The 18,000-nt window shown below is 67.6% G+C and carries 17 protein-coding genes; 6 read left to right on the top strand and 11 right to left on the bottom strand.

Annotated features, from left to right (window positions below; translation table 11 throughout):
• The first annotated feature begins 1 nt into the window (after position 1).
• Positions 2-1,195, top strand: coding sequence for a cytochrome P450 (locus IG98_RS0112705; RefSeq protein ID WP_030910503.1), 1,194 nt, complete (start codon positions 2-4; stop codon positions 1,193-1,195).
• 75 nt (positions 1,196-1,270) lie between these two features.
• On the opposite strand, the gene IG98_RS50425 is transcribed toward IG98_RS0112705, so the two are convergent.
• Positions 1,271-1,594, bottom strand: coding sequence for a hypothetical protein (locus IG98_RS50425; RefSeq protein ID WP_157594300.1), 324 nt, complete (start codon positions 1,592-1,594; stop codon positions 1,271-1,273).
• A gap of 419 nt (positions 1,595-2,013) precedes the next feature.
• Between IG98_RS50425 and IG98_RS0112695 the strand changes: the two genes are divergently transcribed.
• Positions 2,014-2,352, top strand: coding sequence for a hypothetical protein (locus tag IG98_RS0112695; protein ID WP_030910497.1), 339 nt, complete (start codon positions 2,014-2,016; stop codon positions 2,350-2,352).
• 64 nt (positions 2,353-2,416) lie between these two features.
• Here IG98_RS0112695 and IG98_RS0112690 read toward each other — a convergent pair whose 3' ends face one another.
• The gene (locus IG98_RS0112690) at positions 2,417-3,223 is read right to left on the bottom strand and encodes an SAM-dependent methyltransferase (protein ID WP_030910494.1); all 807 of its coding nucleotides are present in this window, start codon (positions 3,221-3,223) and stop codon (positions 2,417-2,419) included.
• A 134-nt stretch (positions 3,224-3,357) separates the two neighbouring features.
• Here IG98_RS0112690 and lepB point away from each other — a divergent pair, with 134 nt between their 5' ends.
• Positions 3,358-3,960: a signal peptidase I gene (lepB, locus tag IG98_RS0112685; protein WP_030910491.1), complete on the top strand. Its 603-nt coding sequence runs from the start codon at positions 3,358-3,360 to the stop codon at positions 3,958-3,960.
• Between the two features lie 134 nt (positions 3,961-4,094).
• Here the strand turns inward: lepB and IG98_RS0112680 are convergent, their stop codons facing one another.
• The 3 genes from IG98_RS0112680 to IG98_RS53275 all read right to left on the bottom strand — a co-directional run bounded on the left by IG98_RS0112680 (position 4,095) and on the right by IG98_RS53275 (position 5,819).
• Positions 4,095-4,835, bottom strand: coding sequence for a hypothetical protein (locus IG98_RS0112680; RefSeq protein WP_030910488.1), 741 nt, complete (start codon positions 4,833-4,835; stop codon positions 4,095-4,097).
• A 23-nt stretch (positions 4,836-4,858) separates the two neighbouring features.
• Positions 4,859-5,500, bottom strand: coding sequence for a hypothetical protein (locus tag IG98_RS50420; protein WP_157594299.1), 642 nt, complete (start codon positions 5,498-5,500; stop codon positions 4,859-4,861).
• A 94-nt stretch (positions 5,501-5,594) separates the two neighbouring features.
• Complete coding sequence (locus IG98_RS53275) at positions 5,595-5,819, bottom strand: hypothetical protein (RefSeq protein WP_030910485.1); 225 nt, start codon at positions 5,817-5,819, stop codon at positions 5,595-5,597.
• A gap of 462 nt (positions 5,820-6,281) precedes the next feature.
• Here IG98_RS53275 and IG98_RS0112670 point away from each other — a divergent pair, with 462 nt between their 5' ends.
• On the top strand, positions 6,282-6,719 hold the full coding sequence (locus tag IG98_RS0112670; protein WP_169750108.1) for a hypothetical protein: 438 nt from the start codon (positions 6,282-6,284) through the stop codon (positions 6,717-6,719).
• A 342-nt stretch (positions 6,720-7,061) separates the two neighbouring features.
• Positions 7,062-7,229 (top strand): hypothetical protein, encoded by a 168-nt coding sequence (locus IG98_RS48600; protein WP_211263963.1) that lies wholly within the window; start codon positions 7,062-7,064, stop codon positions 7,227-7,229.
• Between the two features lie 15 nt (positions 7,230-7,244).
• Here IG98_RS48600 and IG98_RS50405 read toward each other — a convergent pair whose 3' ends face one another.
• The 4 genes from IG98_RS50405 to IG98_RS0112645 all read right to left on the bottom strand — a co-directional run bounded on the left by IG98_RS50405 (position 7,245) and on the right by IG98_RS0112645 (position 10,630).
• Positions 7,245-7,394, bottom strand: coding sequence for a DUF397 domain-containing protein (locus IG98_RS50405; RefSeq protein WP_157594298.1), 150 nt, complete (start codon positions 7,392-7,394; stop codon positions 7,245-7,247).
• Positions 7,395-7,495: 101 nt separating this feature from the next.
• Complete coding sequence (locus IG98_RS0112655) at positions 7,496-9,112, bottom strand: FAD-binding protein (RefSeq protein ID WP_281178472.1); 1,617 nt, start codon at positions 9,110-9,112, stop codon at positions 7,496-7,498.
• 17 nt (positions 9,113-9,129) lie between these two features.
• Positions 9,130-9,939 (bottom strand): SDR family NAD(P)-dependent oxidoreductase, encoded by an 810-nt coding sequence (locus tag IG98_RS0112650; RefSeq protein ID WP_030910474.1) that lies wholly within the window; start codon positions 9,937-9,939, stop codon positions 9,130-9,132.
• A gap of 73 nt (positions 9,940-10,012) precedes the next feature.
• The gene (locus IG98_RS0112645; protein ID WP_030910471.1) at positions 10,013-10,630 is read right to left on the bottom strand and encodes a TetR/AcrR family transcriptional regulator; all 618 of its coding nucleotides are present in this window, start codon (positions 10,628-10,630) and stop codon (positions 10,013-10,015) included.
• Positions 10,631-11,466: 836 nt separating this feature from the next.
• Between IG98_RS0112645 and IG98_RS0112635 the strand changes: the two genes are divergently transcribed.
• Positions 11,467-14,685: a penicillin acylase family protein gene (locus IG98_RS0112635; protein WP_030910468.1), complete on the top strand. Its 3,219-nt coding sequence runs from the start codon at positions 11,467-11,469 to the stop codon at positions 14,683-14,685.
• 99 nt (positions 14,686-14,784) lie between these two features.
• Here IG98_RS0112635 and IG98_RS0112630 read toward each other — a convergent pair whose 3' ends face one another.
• A complete protein-coding gene (locus IG98_RS0112630; RefSeq protein WP_030910465.1) occupies positions 14,785-16,341 on the bottom strand; it encodes an IucA/IucC family protein in 1,557 nt (518 codons plus the stop codon).
• Positions 16,338-17,984, bottom strand: coding sequence for an IucA/IucC family protein (locus IG98_RS0112625; RefSeq protein WP_030910464.1), 1,647 nt, complete (start codon positions 17,982-17,984; stop codon positions 16,338-16,340). The genes IG98_RS0112630 and IG98_RS0112625 overlap by 4 nt, the downstream gene beginning before the upstream one ends.
• Positions 17,985-18,000: the final 16 nt, after the last annotated feature.

The raw sequence follows: 18,000 nt of genomic DNA, 5'->3' as shown, positions 1-18,000 counted from the left end.
CATGACCACCATCGCCGACACATGGGGCCTGCACGAGGGGCACTTCTGGCTACGCGGAAGGCGGCCGGACCAGCCGGTGAGCTTCGACGCCGGCACCGGGATGTGGAACGTCTACGGCTACCCCGAGGCACTGCGGATTCTCGGCGATCCGAAGACGTTCTCCTCCGATACCGGCCGGGTGGTGCCCGAGGTCGCCAGGCCCTCCGAGCGCAGCCTGACGCAGCTGGACCCGCCCATGCACGGCAAGCTTCGCAGGCTCGTCAGCCACGCCTTCACCCCGAAGGTCGTCGCCGACCTCGAACCGCGCATCGCCGAGCTGACCGGTGAACTGCTCGACGCGGTGGCCGACACGGGCCGGATGGAGCTGGTGGCCGACCTCGCCTATCCGCTGCCGATCGTCGTCATCGCGGAACTGCTCGGGGTGCCCAGCTCTGACCGTCATCTGTTCAAGCAGTGGGTCGACCGGATGCTGGAGAACTCCCAGCAGTTCTCACTCGTCGACCGAGGTGAGGAGCAGGCGCGCAACCTCGCCGCCGCCTTGGAACAGGTCAAGCACCTGACCGACTACCTCGGCGAGCACGCAGCGGAACGCCGCCGCAGGCCACGCGCGGACCTGCTCACCAAACTCGTCGAGGCCGAGATCGATGGCGAGCGCCTCAGCCAGGCCGAGGTGGTGAACTTCGCCAACGTCCTGCTGATAGCCGGGCACATCACCACCACCATGCTGCTCGGCAACACCGTGCTCTGTCTGGACGCCCAGCCCGAGCAGTTCGCCCGCGCCCGCGCGGACCGGTCGACGGTTCCCGCCGTGATCGAGGAGTCCCTGCGTTTCTTCAGCCCGTTCGCGGCCGTCGGCCGGGTCACCAACGTCGACGTCGAGTTCGGCGGACAGCACGTGCCCGCCGACCAGTTGCTCATGGTGTGGATCGCGGCGGCCAACCGCGATCCACGGCAGTTCGCCGACCCCGACGTCTTCGACGCGACCCGTGACCCCAACCCCCACCTCGGCCTCGGCCGGGGCATCCACTTCTGCCTCGGCGCGCCGCTGGCCCGCCTGGAGGGCAGGGTCGCGCTCGACATCCTGCTCGACCGCTTCCCCCACCTGCGCACCGACCCGGACGAGCCACCGCAGTTCATCCCCAGCCCCAACATGACCGGCGTACGGAAACTGCCGCTGCTCACCTCCGCCGGCTGAGCGGGCCGCTCCGCCAGGAGAAAAGGGGCGCGGAAGCAAACGCCTCCACGCCCCTTTTCTTGGTGTTTGTTGCCCCTAGCAGTATCGAGCGCGGGCGTGCTGGTACCCCAACTCGAATCCGCGCCTGTACTCCGCGGAACCGCTGGGGGTTTGAGTGCCGCTCGTGCTGCTCTTGCAGGAGTTCTTGCCGGCTTTGTGCCCGGCCTTGTACCCACTCTTGCAGTCCTTGTCTTTCTGGCATGGCCTGGTTGGGGATGGGGTCGCCGTAGCGTTGTGCGAGGGGGCGGCTGCCACCGCCTCCGGGGCGGTCGGGGTCGCACCCGCCATGCCCGCCAGGCCGCCGATCAGCGCGACACTTGTCGCGCCGATCGCGATCGTCTGAAGGATTCGGTTGGACATGGTGCTCATCTCCTTTGCCGATCAAGCGGTTCCGTCATGCCGGCCGAGGCCGGACCACGGAACCGCGACATTCTCAGCGGGAGAGTGATACCCGACATTCGCTGACAAAAGCACACAAAACGGACTCGTTATTTCAAACCCATAATTGTCGTAAAAGAATTATTCGGCAGAGATCTGGGATTCATTGTTGAACGGATGAGCTCCCGGGAGCGCGTGAGCCTTTCGGGCCCCGCGCGACGAGTGGCACGCACGGTTCAAGGGGAGCGACGAGGCAACCCGCTGCTCCCCTCGGCGTGAGGGCGCTCCGGCGGCCAAGATCCTTTATGTGATGAGAATAGGGATGCGCGGAGAGGGCGGCCACTCTACTCTCGGTTCCGCCGCCGTTCCTGAACGGTTGGCCACTGGAACAGGAGAAACCCATGGAGAACCCGGCAGAGGCCCGTGCCGACGAGCGCGCCAGGATCGTCGCGGACCTGCGCCGTGCGGCCGAGGGCTACCGTTCCTACATCGCCTTCGTCGAGGAGACCTTGGACCCCGAGGCGTCGTCGCCGATGAGCGAGAACCTGCCGATCGTGCGGGCGGAGGCCGAGATGCTGGAGAACGCCGTGAAGGTCGCCGAAGGCGACCGCCGGGAACTGGCGAGACTCATCCCGCCCGTGCTGCAGACGGACGAGGACATCGCCGCCCTCGCCACCTCTCCCGAGGACGCCGAGGCGCACAGACGAATCCGCGACCATGCCGTCCGAACGCAGGAATGATCTTTCGCGACCGGCGAGGCAGCCGGACGGGAGGCTCTTGCTCTCGCTCGGCACGTCACACGGGTCAGGAGAGTTTGCGGCCCACTCCGACGTAGCCGATCGAGGTGTTCCGCTCGCCGAACAGGGGCGGGTCGACAGGGCGCCAGTCCTTGGGGAACACCAGGCCGGGTTCGAGCAACTCGTAGCCGTCGAAGAAGCGGGAGATCTCCGCGTGCGTGCGCAGGCTCAGTGCCTCGGTGGACCGGTTGTAGATCTCCAGGGCCTCCGGCGTGGTGTCGGGCTTGGCGTCGATCGCGTGACTGAGAACGAGGTGGCTGCCCGGTGCGCTCGCCTCGGACAGCCGCTGGATGATCTGGTAGGCACCCGCGCCGTCGGGGTTCTCGTCCGGGATGAAGTGCAGAAGGGCCAGCAGCAGGAACGCCACGGGCCGGCTGAAGTCGATGTGCTCGCGCAGTTCGGCCAGCAGCGTCTCCGGGGCACGCGCGTCGGCCTGCACGATGGTGACGTTGTCGCCGTTCGCCAGGAGTGCCCGGCTGTGCACGCACACGACGGGGTCGTAGTCCACATAGACCACGTGGGTGTCGGGCGCGACCGCGTGCGCGATCTCGTGTGTGTTGCCCCGGGTGGGCAGTCCGGAGCCCAGGTCCACGATCTGCCGGATGCCCGACTCGACCAGGTGGCGTACGGCACGTGAGAGGAACGCCCGGTTCTCCTTCGCGGAGTCGCGGGTCTCGGGGAAGAGCTTCAGAATCTGCTCGGCTGCGGCCCGGTCGGCGGCGTAATTGTCCTTGCCGTCCAGGTAGTAGTCGTACATCCGGGCGACGTTGGGCACGTTCGGGTCAATCCCGACCGGCGTAGCCTGATCTTCCACACTTTCTCCCGACTCTTCGGTATTCACCTGGATTTGATCTTAGAGAGTCTGCCGCACGTTAGCAGCAGGATGGGATCACTGATGTGGGCTTTGGCGGCGGATGCCGCCGGCCCGGAAGCTGATGGAGGCATCCCATGACCGCCGGGTCCGAGAACAAGCAGAACAAGTCCTCCCGCAAGGGGGGCGTGCGCGAGAGCCTGTTCCTACTGGTCTGCGGCGTCGTGGTGGCGGTGCTGCTGCAGGTTTTCGTCTTCCGGCTGTTCTGGATCCCGTCGGAGTCCATGGAGAACACCCTGCGTGAGGGCGACGGCGTGGTCGTCAACAAGTTGCACGGTGCGAGCGAACGTGGTGACCTGGTGGTCTTCAAGGGCTGGAACGGTGAGGACACCATCAAGCGGGTCATCGCGATCGGCCGCGACACCGTCAAGTGCTGCGACGCCAAGAAGAGGATCACCGTGAACGGGGCCCCGCTCGACGAGAAGGACTACCTCCACCCCGACGACTTCCCCTCGGGGGAGGAGTTCGAGAAGGTCGTTCCCGAGGGCCGCCTGTGGGTCATGGGCGACCACCGCTCGGCCTCTCAGGACTCCCGCAGCCACGAGGAGCAGGAAGGCGAGGGGACGATCGCGGAGGCCGACGTGATCGGCCGCGCCATGGCGATCTTCTGGCCCTTCTCCCGGGCGACCGTCTTCTCGACGCCGGACACGTTCTCCCAGGCGTTCACCGAGAACAGATAACCGCATCTTCTCAGCTTGACTCGTTCCAGCCGGCCGTCGCCGGTGCCTTAGATGGGTGCGAGCAATTATTGTCAGGGAGTGTGGCCGGATGGGAAGTGGGCTGGTGGAGCAGTCCGGCCACATCCCCTTTGCTGTTATTCGTTGAACCCTTGCGCTCTCAGATGAGAGACCAAGCTATCGATATCCTTGTATTTGAGCCAGGCGGCGCCACCAACATTAAGTTTTTCGAGGCCACCGACAAGTGCCGTGGAGTCGTCCGAGCGCTGTTGGGCAAGCCCTGGGTCCTCCAATATCAGTCCCTGCGGGGGCACAAGCATCAGCTTCGCGTCCGCCGGCAGCGGTGTGCCCGGGTTGACGCCAGATAGTTCTTGTCTCGGTCGTTCGCGCGGGAAGGCGAGTATTTTGGTGCCGGCGGGTAGCGCTTTCTCGAAGTCCGCGACGGACTTGTAGGGTTTCCACTGATCGGCGGGAGCCGTGGGATCGCTGAGAACCGCGCCCTGGGAGAGCTCGATGAAGATGATTCCGCCGGGGATCGATGCCCGCCCCTTGACGCCCTTGAGTGGTTCCGTCACTCGCATCCGCAAGACGATGCGATAGTCGAGCGTGCCTGTACCACTGTCAAGAATGGGGCCTTGCTGCCAGCCGTCAATTACGCCGGCTGCGACAATGGGCCGATCCGAGGCGAGCTGCTCTGGCGTCTCGTATGGGGGGAAGTCGCGTTCCGCGGTCCGGAGTACAGAGATGTCGAGTACTCCCTTGCCTTCCGCGTAGGAAAGCGCCTGGGGGGATCTGACCTCCGTGCTGTTGGTGGCGCTGCATGCCGACATGGCCGCGACCGTAGCGAGAGCAAGAGTGAAGATCAGGGGCTTTCTCATGATGTCCTCCTTCCTTCGAACGGTCAGGCCCAGTGGGGGTTCAGGTCGGCGATGTGATGAGCGTTGTAGGTGTGGATCCATGACCCTGTCGGGTTGCCGATTCTCGTGACATCTCCACTCGCCATACAGTCCTGCGGCTGGCCGAAGGCGCCCGGCGGCTCGGAAGGGCTAGCCAGCGGCGAGTAGTGGTCGACGCCCGCTGTGTGTCCCAGTTCATGGCAGACAGTTTTGATGAACTGCTGATGGGCGTTGCTACTGGTTTTGATCATGCTGGAGTTGATTCGAGTGTGACGCTGGTCACAGACATTCGGATTTGAAGCCGTTCGGACCTTGCACTCCGCCTCACCATAGGCATTTTCGACCCAGACCGCGAACCATGCGACATCGGTGGCGGGCGTTCCATCCGATGAGGAGTTGGTGGTCTCGCAGGGTGAGTGAAAAGGTACTCCCGGAATGTTTGTGGCGGTATCGAGGTAGCTCATTGCACCGGGAATGTAAGATTTGACTTCTGCGGTTACAGACGTGGTGTAACAGTAGCTGTGCGTGCTCTTGTCCGGCGGAATGCCGTCGAAGGGCCATATGTCCGCAGCTGCGGGAGTGGTAGTCATGATGGTGGTGAGGCCGGCGAGGGCTGCCGTTAAGGCAGCCTTGAGCCCTACGCGCATTTACGAATCCTTTCGATGACATGGGCGGTAGCAGTTGTTTTTGCGCCACCGAAGCTGATCGTGCCAAATGGATTTTTTGATAACAAGCCTTGACTTACGAAGAGAGTAGATATGCCTGTCCCATCTTGTGAGCCCTGATCTTCTGGTACGACAGCCGCCATTGGCTATTTGGGCTGGGATGATGCGCCGCTGATCGATGCGATCTTGTGACGGCGATCCCGCACAACGAGAGCAGGGTGATGGGGTAACCGGTTCCGGTGCCGATCTCCAGCACGGTGTCCCCCTCGGTGATCTGCGCCGCCTCCAGCATGCGCACCACCAGGCTCGGGAGCGTGGCGGATAAGGTGGGATCATCGGGCCGGACGCGTTCTCCGCCAGGACTTCGTCCACCTGGGTGGCCCATGTCTCGTTGGCGTATGCCAGGCGCGACCATTCGTCCTTGCCGGAGTCCGTACGGTGAACAGGTTGCCACACCGTTTCCCGCTTTCCGTCGACCGGACGATAGACCGCGTCACCGAGAAACGGTTCGCGCGGTATGGCTTCGGCGGCCTCGGGCCATCGGGGTGAGTGAGCGCCCCGGTCGCGGCAAGCTCCGTGGCGGGATCACCGTCGACCAGGCCGTACTCGCCCAGTAGTTGTACGACGCCCGAGAGAAAACCGTCCAGCAGATAGCCGATCTCTTCGGTGTTTCGCGCAGTACGGTCTACGGGCACCTTTACCGGGATAAGGCCGTGCCCAGCCAGCCACGGTCAAGATCAACGAGTTTCGTGATCCTGAACTGTTGGAGCGAGATCTGGCCGTCCTTGGGGTGGAGGCCAAGGTCCGTTACACCCCTCCCGGCAAGATGTGCTCGAGAGACTTCACCAGCGCGGATCCAAAGATTCCCTGGGAGGAGCTCATAAGCACGGACCCGAAGGTGAAGGCCGCGGTACAGCGGAAGAAGGACAACTCTCCCTCGGCGCAGGCGTTCGACCTCGAGCAGGGAGGAGTCATCCGTATCTTCCCCAATCACATCGAGCGAGGGCAGACGGCGGTCATGGAATTCACGGAGAACTCCGATCAGACATCGGGCCCGGAAAAGCCACGGACGCTCTGGTCGTTCTCCTTCCAGTTGGCGAACGGACCGGTTGGCGAGCGCGTGCTCACCGACCACTCCGGGTGGAACGACATCGGTGACCCCGAGAAGACCCCCGAGGCGTTCCCGCCTCCGGGCAGCTGATCCGTCAATCTGTTCCTGAGAAGAACAGAGCGCCAAGGAACGGCTTTGAAGAGTAGCTGCCAAACGCGCGAGGGCTTGGCATGTGTTCCGGTTCTTGAGCGTCCGCCGCGCGCCGGGAATACCGCCCTCACCTCGGCAGAGTGATTGCAAAAGGTGTAGGTCACTGTCAGTGGGACGGCAAGACCGGTGACACGCTCGCTACGCCAGTCCAGCACCGCTGCCCCGTGAGGAACAACCTCACGGGGCAGCATCGCATCGATAACGGGCGTACCGCGCTGTCCGACGCCGATATCACTCCGGCGTCCACCGACCGCAGCGCCATGCGACCAGTCAAAGGTGAACGTGGAACTCGTCTCGGTGTGGCTGACCGTTACCCAGCCAAGGGAGATCGAGATGTACGCGCGGGTGTTCGCCGAACTCGCTGAACTGGCCGTGTACGGCGGGCAGGCTCGAAGCTTGATCACGGCAGCGATCGACGCGCTCGGCCAAGACGGCGCGGGTCTGCCCTGACCGGAAAGGCTGTCTCTATCGCCCGAACCTGTGATCCTTCACGCTGTCGATGAACGCCTGCCACTCGGTGCGGGTGAAGTTCAGCATCGGCCCGTTGGGGGCCTTGCTGTCTCGTACGGCCTGGCCGCCGCTGGGCAGGTCGGCCACCTCGACGCAGCGACGCATCTGACCACCTTGCCGAGGCTTTTGATCAGGTCGTTCCTGCCCCAGTCTGGCTTGGGTTGGCTGAGTCGTTCGTCCGGTCATCGAGAGCGCGTGAAGGGACGTCACACTGGCAGAAAACGGGCCGCATGCAGGCCGGCCCGGCGCCCGGAGAAAACGCAGTCCGCGAGTGACAGCCCGCTGAGGTAGTTGTTCGAACAGAGCCCCACGGCGCTACGGCCGGCGGCGTAGAGACCGGGAACGGGCACGGCATCTGCCTTCAGGACCTGACCGGTCTCCTCGTCCACCCGCAGCCCGCCGAGGGTGAGTCCGGGGGTAGGGTACGCCGGCACGTTCTTGATCGAAATATCGATGGCGTAGAACGGTCCGGCTTCGACCGGGGAGCACATGTCGGCGGCCTTGTGGCCAGGGTCGCCACTGTCGGTGCGGATTCCCGTGTTGTAGGCACGGACGGTCTCGGCCATCGTGGCCGCGGGTACGCCGATCTTCTTCGCCAGTTCCTGGAGCGTCGCGGCCTTCTTATGCCCCACGGAGAACAGATAGGCGGCCTGGAGACGCTGGAACGTCTGGGTCTGCGACTTGATCTGGCCGCGGGCCTTCTTCCACTGCCGCGAGTCGAGCACCAGGAAACCGCGCCCGCTGTGCTCGCGGATCATGTGGTCGCCGAAGGTCGCGCCGTACAGGTCCTCGTTGACGATGCGACGGCCGCTGGGACCGATCGAGACACCTTCGACGGCGGCACTCGGCGGCGCTATGAACCGCCACGCGCTCATCCGGTCGAGATTGGCCGTCGCGCCTCCGGCGGAGAGGCCCAGCTTGATGCCGGAGCCGTCGTCACCGACGGTGCCCAGCGGCAAGAGGTCGGCGTACGTGCCCACCGCATGCTCGGCGTGCATCGCCGGGTTGTAGATGAATCCACCGGCGGCGAGGATGACGGTCTTCGCACGCACCTCCACGTGGTCGCTGTTCTGCTGCCACAGCGCTTCGGCCCTGGCGTTGAGCCGGGTACCGATGGGGGGCAGCCAATTGCCGAGTTTTCCGCCGGCCTTGGACAGCTTGAGGTGCCGGTGGCCCGCCTCCGTGGCGGGATCCATCGTCCGGTAGCGCACTCCGGCGACCACGCCGTTCTCGACGATCAGTTCGTGGACCCGGCTCAGCGGCCGGAACTCCACCCCTTTGGCCATCGCCGCGCGGCGGAGTCTGTCGAAGAGCACGGCGCCGGAGCCCAATCCCTTGGCGACCTGGCGATGTCCCCGCGCAGCGGGCGTGGCGTGGAGCGCGTAGGGCCAGGCCTTCTCATTGCCCGAGTAGTAGAGGTAGTACGGATCGGACGGGTATGAGGTCTTGTACGGGCAGAGCGTTCCCCTGAACTCGGCCCCCTGCTTCTCCAGCCACTCGATCATCGCGGGGCTGGTCTCGCAGAACCGGCGCAGGGTTTTCTCCGAGACGACGTCGTCCAGTTCCTGGCGCAGATACTCGAACATGTTGTCCGGGGTGTCGACCAGGCCGACCGCCTTCTGGTGGGGGGTGCCCCCGCCGGCGTAGACGACACCGCCGGACAGCGCGCTCGCGCCGCCACCGTACCCGCGGTCGAGCGCGAGGACCCTCGCGCCGGCGTCGGCCGCCTCGATGGCGGCGCAGGCTCCGGCCGCGCCGTATCCGATGATGAGGACATCGTAGATCGATTCCATTGCATGTTCCTTCGTCTCGTGCTCGGCCACGGCCGGCCGACGTCTACTCAGGCGGTGTCGCCACCGTCGGCGAGCAAGGTGCTGCCCGTCATGAAGGTGGACAGGTCCGACGCACAGAACAGGACGACGCGCGCGATGTCGTCAGGAACACCGATCCGGCCGATCGGGCTGTTCAACATGAGGTCGGTCGGCGGGACGTCGTCGCCCATCATGGCCGCGGCCATCATCATGTTGCCCTCCGTGGGGACGAAGCTCGGTGCCACTCCGAGCACGCGGACGCCCAACGGAGCGAGTTCGAGGGCCAGTTCGCGGGTGAGACCGCGGGCCGCGTGCTTCGAGCCGACGTAGGCGGCCAGACCCGGCGCGCTCCCGCGGAAGCCGGCGGTCGAGACGATGTTCACAATGACGCCGCCCGTGCCCGCCGCCGACATCCGCCGTGCCGCCTCACGCGCGCCGACGAAGACGCCGCGCGCGTTCACGTTGAACACCTTGTCCCACGTTTCCTCGCTCATCTCCAGCAGGGGGACGCTCGGGAAGATCCCGGCATTGTTCACCCAGATGTCCAAGCCGCCGAGTTCGGCGACCGCGCGGTCGGCCGCCGCGGCCACGGTCGCCGCGTCCGTGACATCCATGGCGGCGCCGATCGCGCGCACCCCGTGGCTCTCCGCGAGCTGCTTGGCAGCGGTTACTGCGAGATCTTCGTCGATGTCGCCGATCAGCAGATCGGCTCCCGCCTCGGCCAGGCGGAGCGCGATCGCCTTGCCCAGACCGCGACCGCCACCGGTCACGACCGCACGTCGCCCTTGCAGGGAAACGAGCTCGGCCAGGGACTTGCTCGACACATCGGCAGTGGACATGAATGGTCTCCTCTGTTTCTTCATCGAATGGGGCGGAACCGGGTGAAGCGGCCTGGGCCGACGGCCTGAGTCCTCATCTGTTGCCGCTCTCGTTGATGCGGTAGTGCGCGTTCAGCAGCGGCCAGGTCACCTCGGCCATCTCGGCCGGGGTACGGGAACACCCGCCTTCGAGCCAGTCCACGGCTACTCCGATGAGCGCGCCCGCGGTGAACGTGGCCGTCACGTCGTGTGGGACGCGCTCCGGCCACCTGCCGGCGTCGGCGTGCACCAGGCGATCATGGATGATCGCGGCGATGCGGCGGCGGATGTGGCCGGCGACGCGTGCGCTGCCCTCCGGCCCCAGCAGTGCGCGATACAGCCCCGTGTGCTCGGACAGACTGCCGAAGAACGCCGCCAGCGACTCGGTCGCCTCCTGGGCCAGGTCCGGCGAGTCCAGAGCGGGGCCGGGCAGGGACTCGACCAGGTCGTCGATCATCGCGGTGCAGGCGTCCTCGGCCAGTTCGTGAACGTCCCGGTAATGGTCATAGAAGGCGGAGCGGCTCACTTCGGCGCCCTCGGCGACGTCCGAGACGCTGATCCGGGACAGGTCGCGCTCCTCGACCAGCTCCATCAGCGCACGTGCCAAGGCTGATCGAGTCCGGCGCACGCGCCGGTCACCCGACGGGGTGTTGTTCTCTCTGGCGGTGACCACGCCCGCCAGCCTATCCGATAAACAACACTTGTAAGTTTTCTTGCACATGTAGGTTAACGTGGCGGCGGGATGACGAGGGATGTCGACAGATGAACCACGCCTTGTGACTCCGCTCGGACATGTGCCGATCGTCGGCGCGCTCCCGCCGGGCTGCGTTCGGCCGTGTTGCGCTTGTTCGAAGACGCCCGTCGTGGCCCATGACCGGAATCTGTCGTAGACGGTGGACCACGGCCCGTACTCCGTGGGTGGATCCCGCTACCTCACGGCGTTGAACCGCTGCCGCAGGTCCGGGATCGAGCCCCCAAGGACCATTCCTCGTCGGTGAGGTCTCCACGCGCCATGGCGATGGCCTACCAGGACGGGCAGACCACCGCGCATGTGAATCCCTCTGATCTCAACTCCCTACAGATCCGAGAACAGCAGGACCGACACGCCGAGCGCCTCGTTGTAGTGGTCGGCCGCGCTGAACACCTCGCCCGGCCCGCAGTCCCCCACGCGCGACCCGTAGGCGGTGGTGCCGTTGGACCAGCCGCCAGCCTCGTGACGGGCTCGTCACGTACGGCGCTCCTGGTCGCCCGGTGGGCGCCTTTCGGTCCGGCGAGCGCGGTGGCCGGTGGTGTCCGGAAGAACACACGTGAGGTGTGGAAACGCGGAGACGGGCCTGTTGTGCGGATCGGCTCTCCCCGCGGGACGAGGTTTCTGAGTCGACCCGCCGCACTGACCCCAAGTCACGGATCGAGACGGACGATTATCACAGCGGCCATTGATTCGGTGTTGGTCGGGAACGTATGTTCCTCTCAACATCCGAGTATGCCTCATGTTTTAGGGATTCTCCTATGCATGCACGTCTCAGGCGGACGATCACGGCGGCCTCCGCGCTGCTGATGGCCCTCGCGCTGACATCCCCCCTCGCATCCGCATCCGCATCCGTACCGACGGCCGCGGTCACGGCTGCGGCGGCCTACCCTCCCGACGACTACTGCCTTGGTGAGTGCGCGGACATCCTGCCCCCGGGCCAGAACGGCAACGCGACCCTGGCCGGGATCCTGGCCCACCAGTCGCTGGGCACGAAGCCCAAGCACAGCGACGACCAACTCGGCAAGTACGCCAACCTGCTGTCCAGCTACACCGGCCTGACCAACGACCAGATCGCCGATTTCTTCAACGACGCCTCGTTCGGCGTCCCCGAGGGACAGGCGGAGAGCACCATCAGCCCCCGCTCGGACGTGACGATCGTCCGGGACAAGACGACCGGCACCCCGCACATCACCGGGACCACCCGCGAGGGCACCATGTTCGGCGCCGGGTACGCGGGCGCGCAGAACCGCCTCTGGGTGATGGACCTGATGCGGCACGTCGGCCGGGGCGAGCTGACCTCGTTCGCCGGAGGCGCGCCGGGCAACCGGGAACTGGAGCAGAGCGCCTGGCGCAACGCCCCGTACACCGAGGCGGACCTGCAGGCGCAGATCACCAGGCTGCGGAACGCGAGCCCCCGGGGCGCGCAGCTCTACACCGACGTCGAGCATTACATAGCCGGCATCAACGCCTACATCGACACCTGTATGGCCAACCGGGACTGCCCCGGTGAGTACGTGCTGACCGGGCACATGGACGCGGTCACCAACGCGGGCGGCCCGGTGAAGTTCACCATGACCGACCTGGTGGCGATCTCCGGTGTCATCGGCGGCCTGTTCGGCGGTGGCGGCGGCGCGGAGATGCAGTCCGCGCTGGTCCGGGTCGCCTCCCGCGCCAAGTACGGCACGGCGGTCGGCGACCAGGTCTGGGCGGCGTTCCGCGCGCAGAACGACCCGGAGACGACGCTCACCCTGCACAACGGCCAGAGCTTCCCGTCCGGGGCCGCGCCCGCCGGAGCCACCGGGGTCGTCCTCCCCGACCCGTCGACGGCGCCGGTGAACATCGTCGAGAACAGGAGCGGCTCGGCCACCACCCCGGCCTCGGCCCTGACCGCCAAGGGCATGCTGGACGGGCTGCTCGTCGACAACTCCAAGCCCGGCATGTCCAACGCCGTGGTGGTCTCGGCGGCCAAGTCGAAGACCGGGCACCCGGTCGCGGTGTTCGGCCCGCAGACCGGCTACTTCGCCCCCCAGCTGCTCATGCTCCAGGAGCTCTCCGGACCCGGCATCCGGGCACGCGGCGCGGCCTTCGCCGGGCTCAACCTCTACGTGCTGCTCGGCCGGGGCACCGACTACGCCTGGAGCGCGACCTCCAGCGGCCAGGACATCACCGACACCTACGCCCTGCAGCTCTGCGAGCCCGGCGGCGGCGCGGCCACCGTCGCGTCGAACCACTACCTCTACCGGGGCGTCTGCACCGCGATGGAGACGCTGCGCAAGACCAACTCCTGGAAGCCCACGGTCGCCGACTCCACCCCCGCCGGCTCGTACGACCTGGTGATCCAGCGCACCAAGTACGGGCTGGTGAGCTGGCGCGGCACGGTCGGCGGGCAGCCCACCGCCTTCACCGCGCTGCGGTCGACGTACCAGCACGAGGTCGACTCGGCGGTCGGCTTCCAGATGTTCAACGACCCGGCCGCGATGGGTGACGCGACGGCTTTCAAGAACTCGGCCGCCACCATCGGCTTCGCGTTCAACTGGTTCTACGTCAACTCCACCGACTCGGCGTACTTCATGTCGGGCAACACCCCGGTCAGGTCCGCGGTCTCCGACCCGAACCTGCCGATGACCGCCGACGCGGCCCACGAGTGGGCGGGCTACGATCCGGCCACCAACAGCGCGACCTACACCGCTCCCGCCACCCACCCGCAGGCGGTCAACCAGGACTACTTCGTCAGCTGGAACAACAAGCAGGCCAAGGACTACGGCGCCGCGGACGGCAACTTCAGCTTCGGGCCGATTCACCGGGCCGACCTGCTGGACGCCCCGGTCAAGGCGGCCCTGGCGGGAAGCGGCAAGCTCGACCAGGCCGGCACCACGAAGATCATGGCTGAGGCCGCGGTGACCGACCTGCGCGGCAAGCGGGTACTGCCCGACCTGCTCCGGGTGATCAACAGTGCGGCGGTGACCGACCCGGCCCTCGCCGCCGCGGTCTCCAAGCTCTCGGCCTGGACGTCGTCGGGTTCCAAGCGCCTGGAGACCTCGCAGGGCAGCAAGGCCTACGCCCACGCCGACGCGATCCGCGCGTTCGACTCGTGGTGGCCCAAGCTGGTCCGCGCGCAGTTCAAGCCCGGGCTGGGAGACGGCCTGTACCAGTCGGTGGTCAACGCCATCCAGATCAACGAGTCGCCCTCCGGCCACCAGCAGGGCGACCAGTCCAGCCTGCCCACCTCCGCGAACGAGGCCCAGGCGCACAAGGGCTCGGCGTTCCAGTACGGCTGGTGGGGATATGTGAGCAAGGACGTCAGGAACGTGCTCGGTGACCAGGTCTCCGGGCCGCTGCCCGCCAAGTACTGCGGCAACGGCACGGTGGCGGGCTGCCGCACCGTCCTGCTGAACAGCCTGTCGGAGGCGCTCGCCGAACCCGCGGCGACGACCTACCCGGGAGACGACGTGTGCGCGGCGGGCGACCAGTGGTGCGCCGACGCCGTCGAGCAGTCGCCGCTCGGCGGGATCACGCACTCGCTGATCTCCTGGCAGAACCGGCCGACCTACCAGCAGGTCCTGTCCTTCCCCGCACATCGGGGCGACGCGATCACCAATCTGGCGGAGGGGAGGACGGCCAAGTCGTCGAGCAACCAGCTCCTCTACCCGGCGAGCAGGGCCGTCGACGGCAACCCGGCGACCCGCTGGTCGAGCTCGTCCAGCGACAACCAGTACCTCCAGGTCGACCTCGGTTCCGCGACGACCGTGGGCAGGGCCATCCTGCGCTGGGAGGCGGCCTACGGGTCCGCGTACTCGATCCAGACCTCGACCGACGGCTCCGCCTGGACCACCGTCTACTCCACCACCGTCGGAAACGGCGGTGTGGACAACGTGACGTTCACCCCGACCACCGCCCGCTATGTCCGCATGCAGGGCGTCACGCGCGGGACGACGTACGGCTACTCCCTCTACGAGCTGGAGGTCTATCCCCGATAGGCACGCCCTGAGGTGGCGGACGGGGACGGCGGTGCACCGGCACCGCCGTCCCCGCTGTCACGCCGGGAGCCGAAACAGGCCCTCCGGGGTGGCACTCGTTCAGACCACGGCCAGCGGGTTGGCGACCGGCACGTACCCCGCGGCGCGGTCCGCCGACCGCGCCCACCTGACCGACAGGTTGGCCTTGGCCGGCAGCGGCGCCCCCGCCAGCAGGTCCGACAGCGGCCGGGGCCACCCCCGCGACTCCGCGTACCCCGCAAGGACCTGAGCGGCCACCGCCCACAGCTCCCGTGCGGGCCCGGTCCCGGAAAGGGCGGCGGCGATCTCGGGGAGATGGTTGACCATCAGGCAGTAGACCACCCGACTCCAGCCGGCCTCCGCGTCGTAGCTGAGGGCCTCGGCGACCCGGACCGGCAGGCCGGACAGGTCGTGTCGTCCGGCGACGAGCTTCGTGCCCTCCATGTCGCGGAAGACCGCCTCCACCGGCATTCCCTCCGCGTCCACCCCGATCAGCACGTTCTGCAGGTGAGGTTCGAGCACCACACCGTGGCCGAGATAGGCGTCGAGCACCGGCAGCGCCACCCGCTCCACGTACGCCCGCCACCAGCGCACCGGATCGGTGGCCGGCACCTGCCGCCCGGCGGCCAGCGTGCCGCTCAGCAGGGGGGTCACCCCGGGTCTGCAGACCGACCACGGGCTGATCCGGACGATGACGCCGAGCCCCTCAAGCAGCCGGGTGCCCAGCCCGGCGGAGCGGTAGCCGGGTTCGGGCAGCCAGCGGGTGCCGGGGAAGGCCGCGGACAGCTCACCGAACACCGGTCCCAGGCGGCGGCTCAGCTCGACCGCGCCCGCCAGCTCGTACCAGGAGTTCTTTCGCAGACAGTTGGTGATCCGCACGTCCAGGCTGAACTTCAGGCATCGGTCGATCAGCGGCTCGTAGACGGTACGGACCGACGAGGTGGGCACCGCCAGCCGGGCGCCGTTCCCCAGATCGAGCAGTCGGCCGTCGGCCAGTGGCGCGGCCAGTTCGGCCGAGAGCAGCTCCAGCTGCCACGGGTGCGCGGGCAGCAGCGAGTAACCGGGCGGCGCCGTCCCGAGCGCGTCGAGCGAGCCGACCTCGCCCGCCTCCGCCAGCACGTCGTCCCTGACCCCGAGCAGTCGCAGCGGGAAGCTCACGTGCGCCTCGGGCGCGTAGCGCAGCCAGTCCGTGCCGCCGCGCGCCTTCGGGCTGGGGTGGAACGGGTGCCCGAAGACCAGTGCCTGCTCCGAGGCCAGCCACGGGTCGGCGGGGGGAGGTACGTCCCGCCGGGCCGCGAGCAGCGCCGCCATGGCGTCCCTGCTCGCGGCCACCTGGGCGGCGAACTCGTCGTTGCCCTCACCGAGCTCGGTCTCCACCAGCCGGACGAGCCGATTGGCCGAGAGCGGCTGCCAGGAGTCGTTCTCCAGCCACTCGGCCCGTCCCTCGAAGCGCAGCGCGAGCCCGCCGTGCGCTCGGGCCCGCAGCAGGGTGTCCGCGACCCGCAGCAGCACGTACGGTTCGTCGTGCCTGACCTGCCCGCGAGGTCCCGAGATCTCCCGCACGCAGCAGCGCAGCAGCGCCGCCAGTGAAGCCTCCTCGGCGACGGCTGCGGGGGAGTCGAGGGCGAGGCTGGTCATGGTGTCCTTCTGGTGGTCGCGGCCGGTGTGGCCTGGGGCTGCTGGCGGAGGTAGTTCGGCCCGCTCGTGCCGTAGAACTTGTTCACATCCCGCGCACCGGTGCGTGCCTTGTCCACCAGGGTCCCGGCGGTGACCATCGACTTGCCGACGAGTCTGGCGGCGTCCAGGGTCCTGGCCCGCAGCAGCCGGGCCATCGGGTGCTCCCCGTACTCGTCGAGTGCTCCGGCGAGCGCGTCGCGGACCAGCTCGAAGGCCCGCGGCGACGACAGCGCGCCGAACGCCACGGCGGCGGCCGACAGGTGCAGGGTGATGGTCACGAACATGTCGGCGAGCGCGTGCGGGTCGTCGGTCAGCATCCGCGCGTCCGTGAAGTCCGGGACCGGGAGGCCGGCGCCTCCCAGCAGGCCGGGTGAGGTCAGCAACCCGTCGTTGTCCTTGACGAGCAGCCGCACGACACCTTCGCCCGTGGTGTCGGTGCCGAAGATCAGTGAGAGGTTCTGCTGGTGGGCCTCTAGCGCGGTGCCGTACCTGACGAAGAGCCGAACGTGGAAGCGGAACAGCACCCGCAGGTACCGGGCGAGCAGAGCGGCGACATCCCCGCCGAACCACCGTCCGGCGAGACCCTCCACGACCAGACCGCCTCCGGGCAGCGGCGCCGCCAGCGCCGCGACGGGGACGACCTCCCCGGCGGGCTGGCGGCGCAGCAGCCAGCCCAGATACTCGTGCCCGGCGTGCCCGTACGTCTGCTCGTCGGCCAGCAGCACCTCGGGATCGGGCATGGCCCGCAGCAGCAGTTCGGCCCGTGCCCCGTCGGCCAGTGTGTCGGGCTTGATCGACCTTCGGTTGCGCAGCCCGAGGGTGCTGGTGGTCAGCGGTAGCTTCAGGTGCGTGCCCGGGGCGATCTCGACGGTGCGCATCGACAGCGTGGGCCTGACCTGCAGATACGGCCGAGGGGCCACGGTCGCCCAGGGGATCTCCTCGACGCGGGGGACCGTCAGCGGGTGCACGGGGAACAGCGCGTGCGTCTCGGCGAGACTCCCCGCCAGCCCGACGGCTTGGAACCCGGGGGCCCCCGGCGGTTCGGCCCCGGTGAGCCGCTCCCGGGGAACCGCGGCCCAGCGCAGCTCAAAGGCGGGCGCGAACTCCGGCGCGTACCCGGTCAGCTCCTCGTCGGACAGGCCGATCCGGCACCGGGCCGTCGGGTAGACGGGGTGATCGACGAACGCGGCCAGCGTCTCGTACCACATGCTGTCGCGTCCGCCGTCGGTTCCCGTCGTGCCCGTGGTGCCGGGATGCGCGGTGGCCAGTCTGGTGAGCACCTCTTCGCGGTGCAGGTCGTGCAGGTCGAGGGCGCGCAACGCCTCGTGGCACTCCCTGGTGAACGACTCGACCCCGGCCGCGTCGGCGGGGCCGGCGACCTCCCGCAGTGTGTGCAGGACCTCTCGCAGCCGGAGCGCCTCCCGCGGGGCCGCGACGAAGTCCTGGAACAGCGAGCCGGGGACCAGCCGTACCCGCCTGCCCCCCGGCAGGACCAGCGCGACGCCGTCCTTGCCGTGGGTCACCCGCCGGGCCAGGCCGCCGTAGTCCTCGCGCAGCAGCGCGTTCAGCACCCGGACGGCGAGGTACGACTCCCGCCCGCGCACCGAACCTCCGCCGGTC

The organism is Streptosporangium amethystogenes, assembly GCF_000721075.1.
GTDB lineage: Bacteria > Actinomycetota > Actinomycetes > Streptosporangiales > Streptosporangiaceae > Streptosporangium > Streptosporangium amethystogenes.
Note: the sequence above shows the minus strand (reverse complement) of the source record. Positions and strands in the feature narration are given on the sequence as shown.

Bases quoted from the DNA above. Each gene is read 5' to 3' on its own strand.
- IG98_RS0112705 (WP_030910503.1), top strand. From the start codon at position 2: ATGACCACCATCGCCGACACATGGGGCCTGCACGAGGGGCACTTCTGG.
- IG98_RS50425 (WP_157594300.1), bottom strand. From the start codon at position 1,594: ATGTCCAACCGAATCCTTCAGACGATCGCGATCGGCGCGACAAGTGTC.
- IG98_RS0112695 (WP_030910497.1), top strand. From the start codon at position 2,014: ATGGAGAACCCGGCAGAGGCCCGTGCCGACGAGCGCGCCAGGATCGTC.
- lepB (WP_030910491.1), top strand. From the start codon at position 3,358: ATGACCGCCGGGTCCGAGAACAAGCAGAACAAGTCCTCCCGCAAGGGG.
- IG98_RS0112680 (WP_030910488.1), bottom strand. From the start codon at position 4,835: ATGAGAAAGCCCCTGATCTTCACTCTTGCTCTCGCTACGGTCGCGGCC.
- IG98_RS50420 (WP_157594299.1), bottom strand. From the start codon at position 5,500: ATGCGCGTAGGGCTCAAGGCTGCCTTAACGGCAGCCCTCGCCGGCCTC.
- IG98_RS50405 (WP_157594298.1), bottom strand. From the start codon at position 7,394: ATGCGTCGCTGCGTCGAGGTGGCCGACCTGCCCAGCGGCGGCCAGGCC.
- IG98_RS0112650 (WP_030910474.1), bottom strand. From the start codon at position 9,939: ATGTCCACTGCCGATGTGTCGAGCAAGTCCCTGGCCGAGCTCGTTTCC.
- IG98_RS0112635 (WP_030910468.1), top strand. From the start codon at position 11,467: ATGCATGCACGTCTCAGGCGGACGATCACGGCGGCCTCCGCGCTGCTG.
- IG98_RS0112630 (WP_030910465.1), bottom strand. From the start codon at position 16,341: ATGACCAGCCTCGCCCTCGACTCCCCCGCAGCCGTCGCCGAGGAGGCT.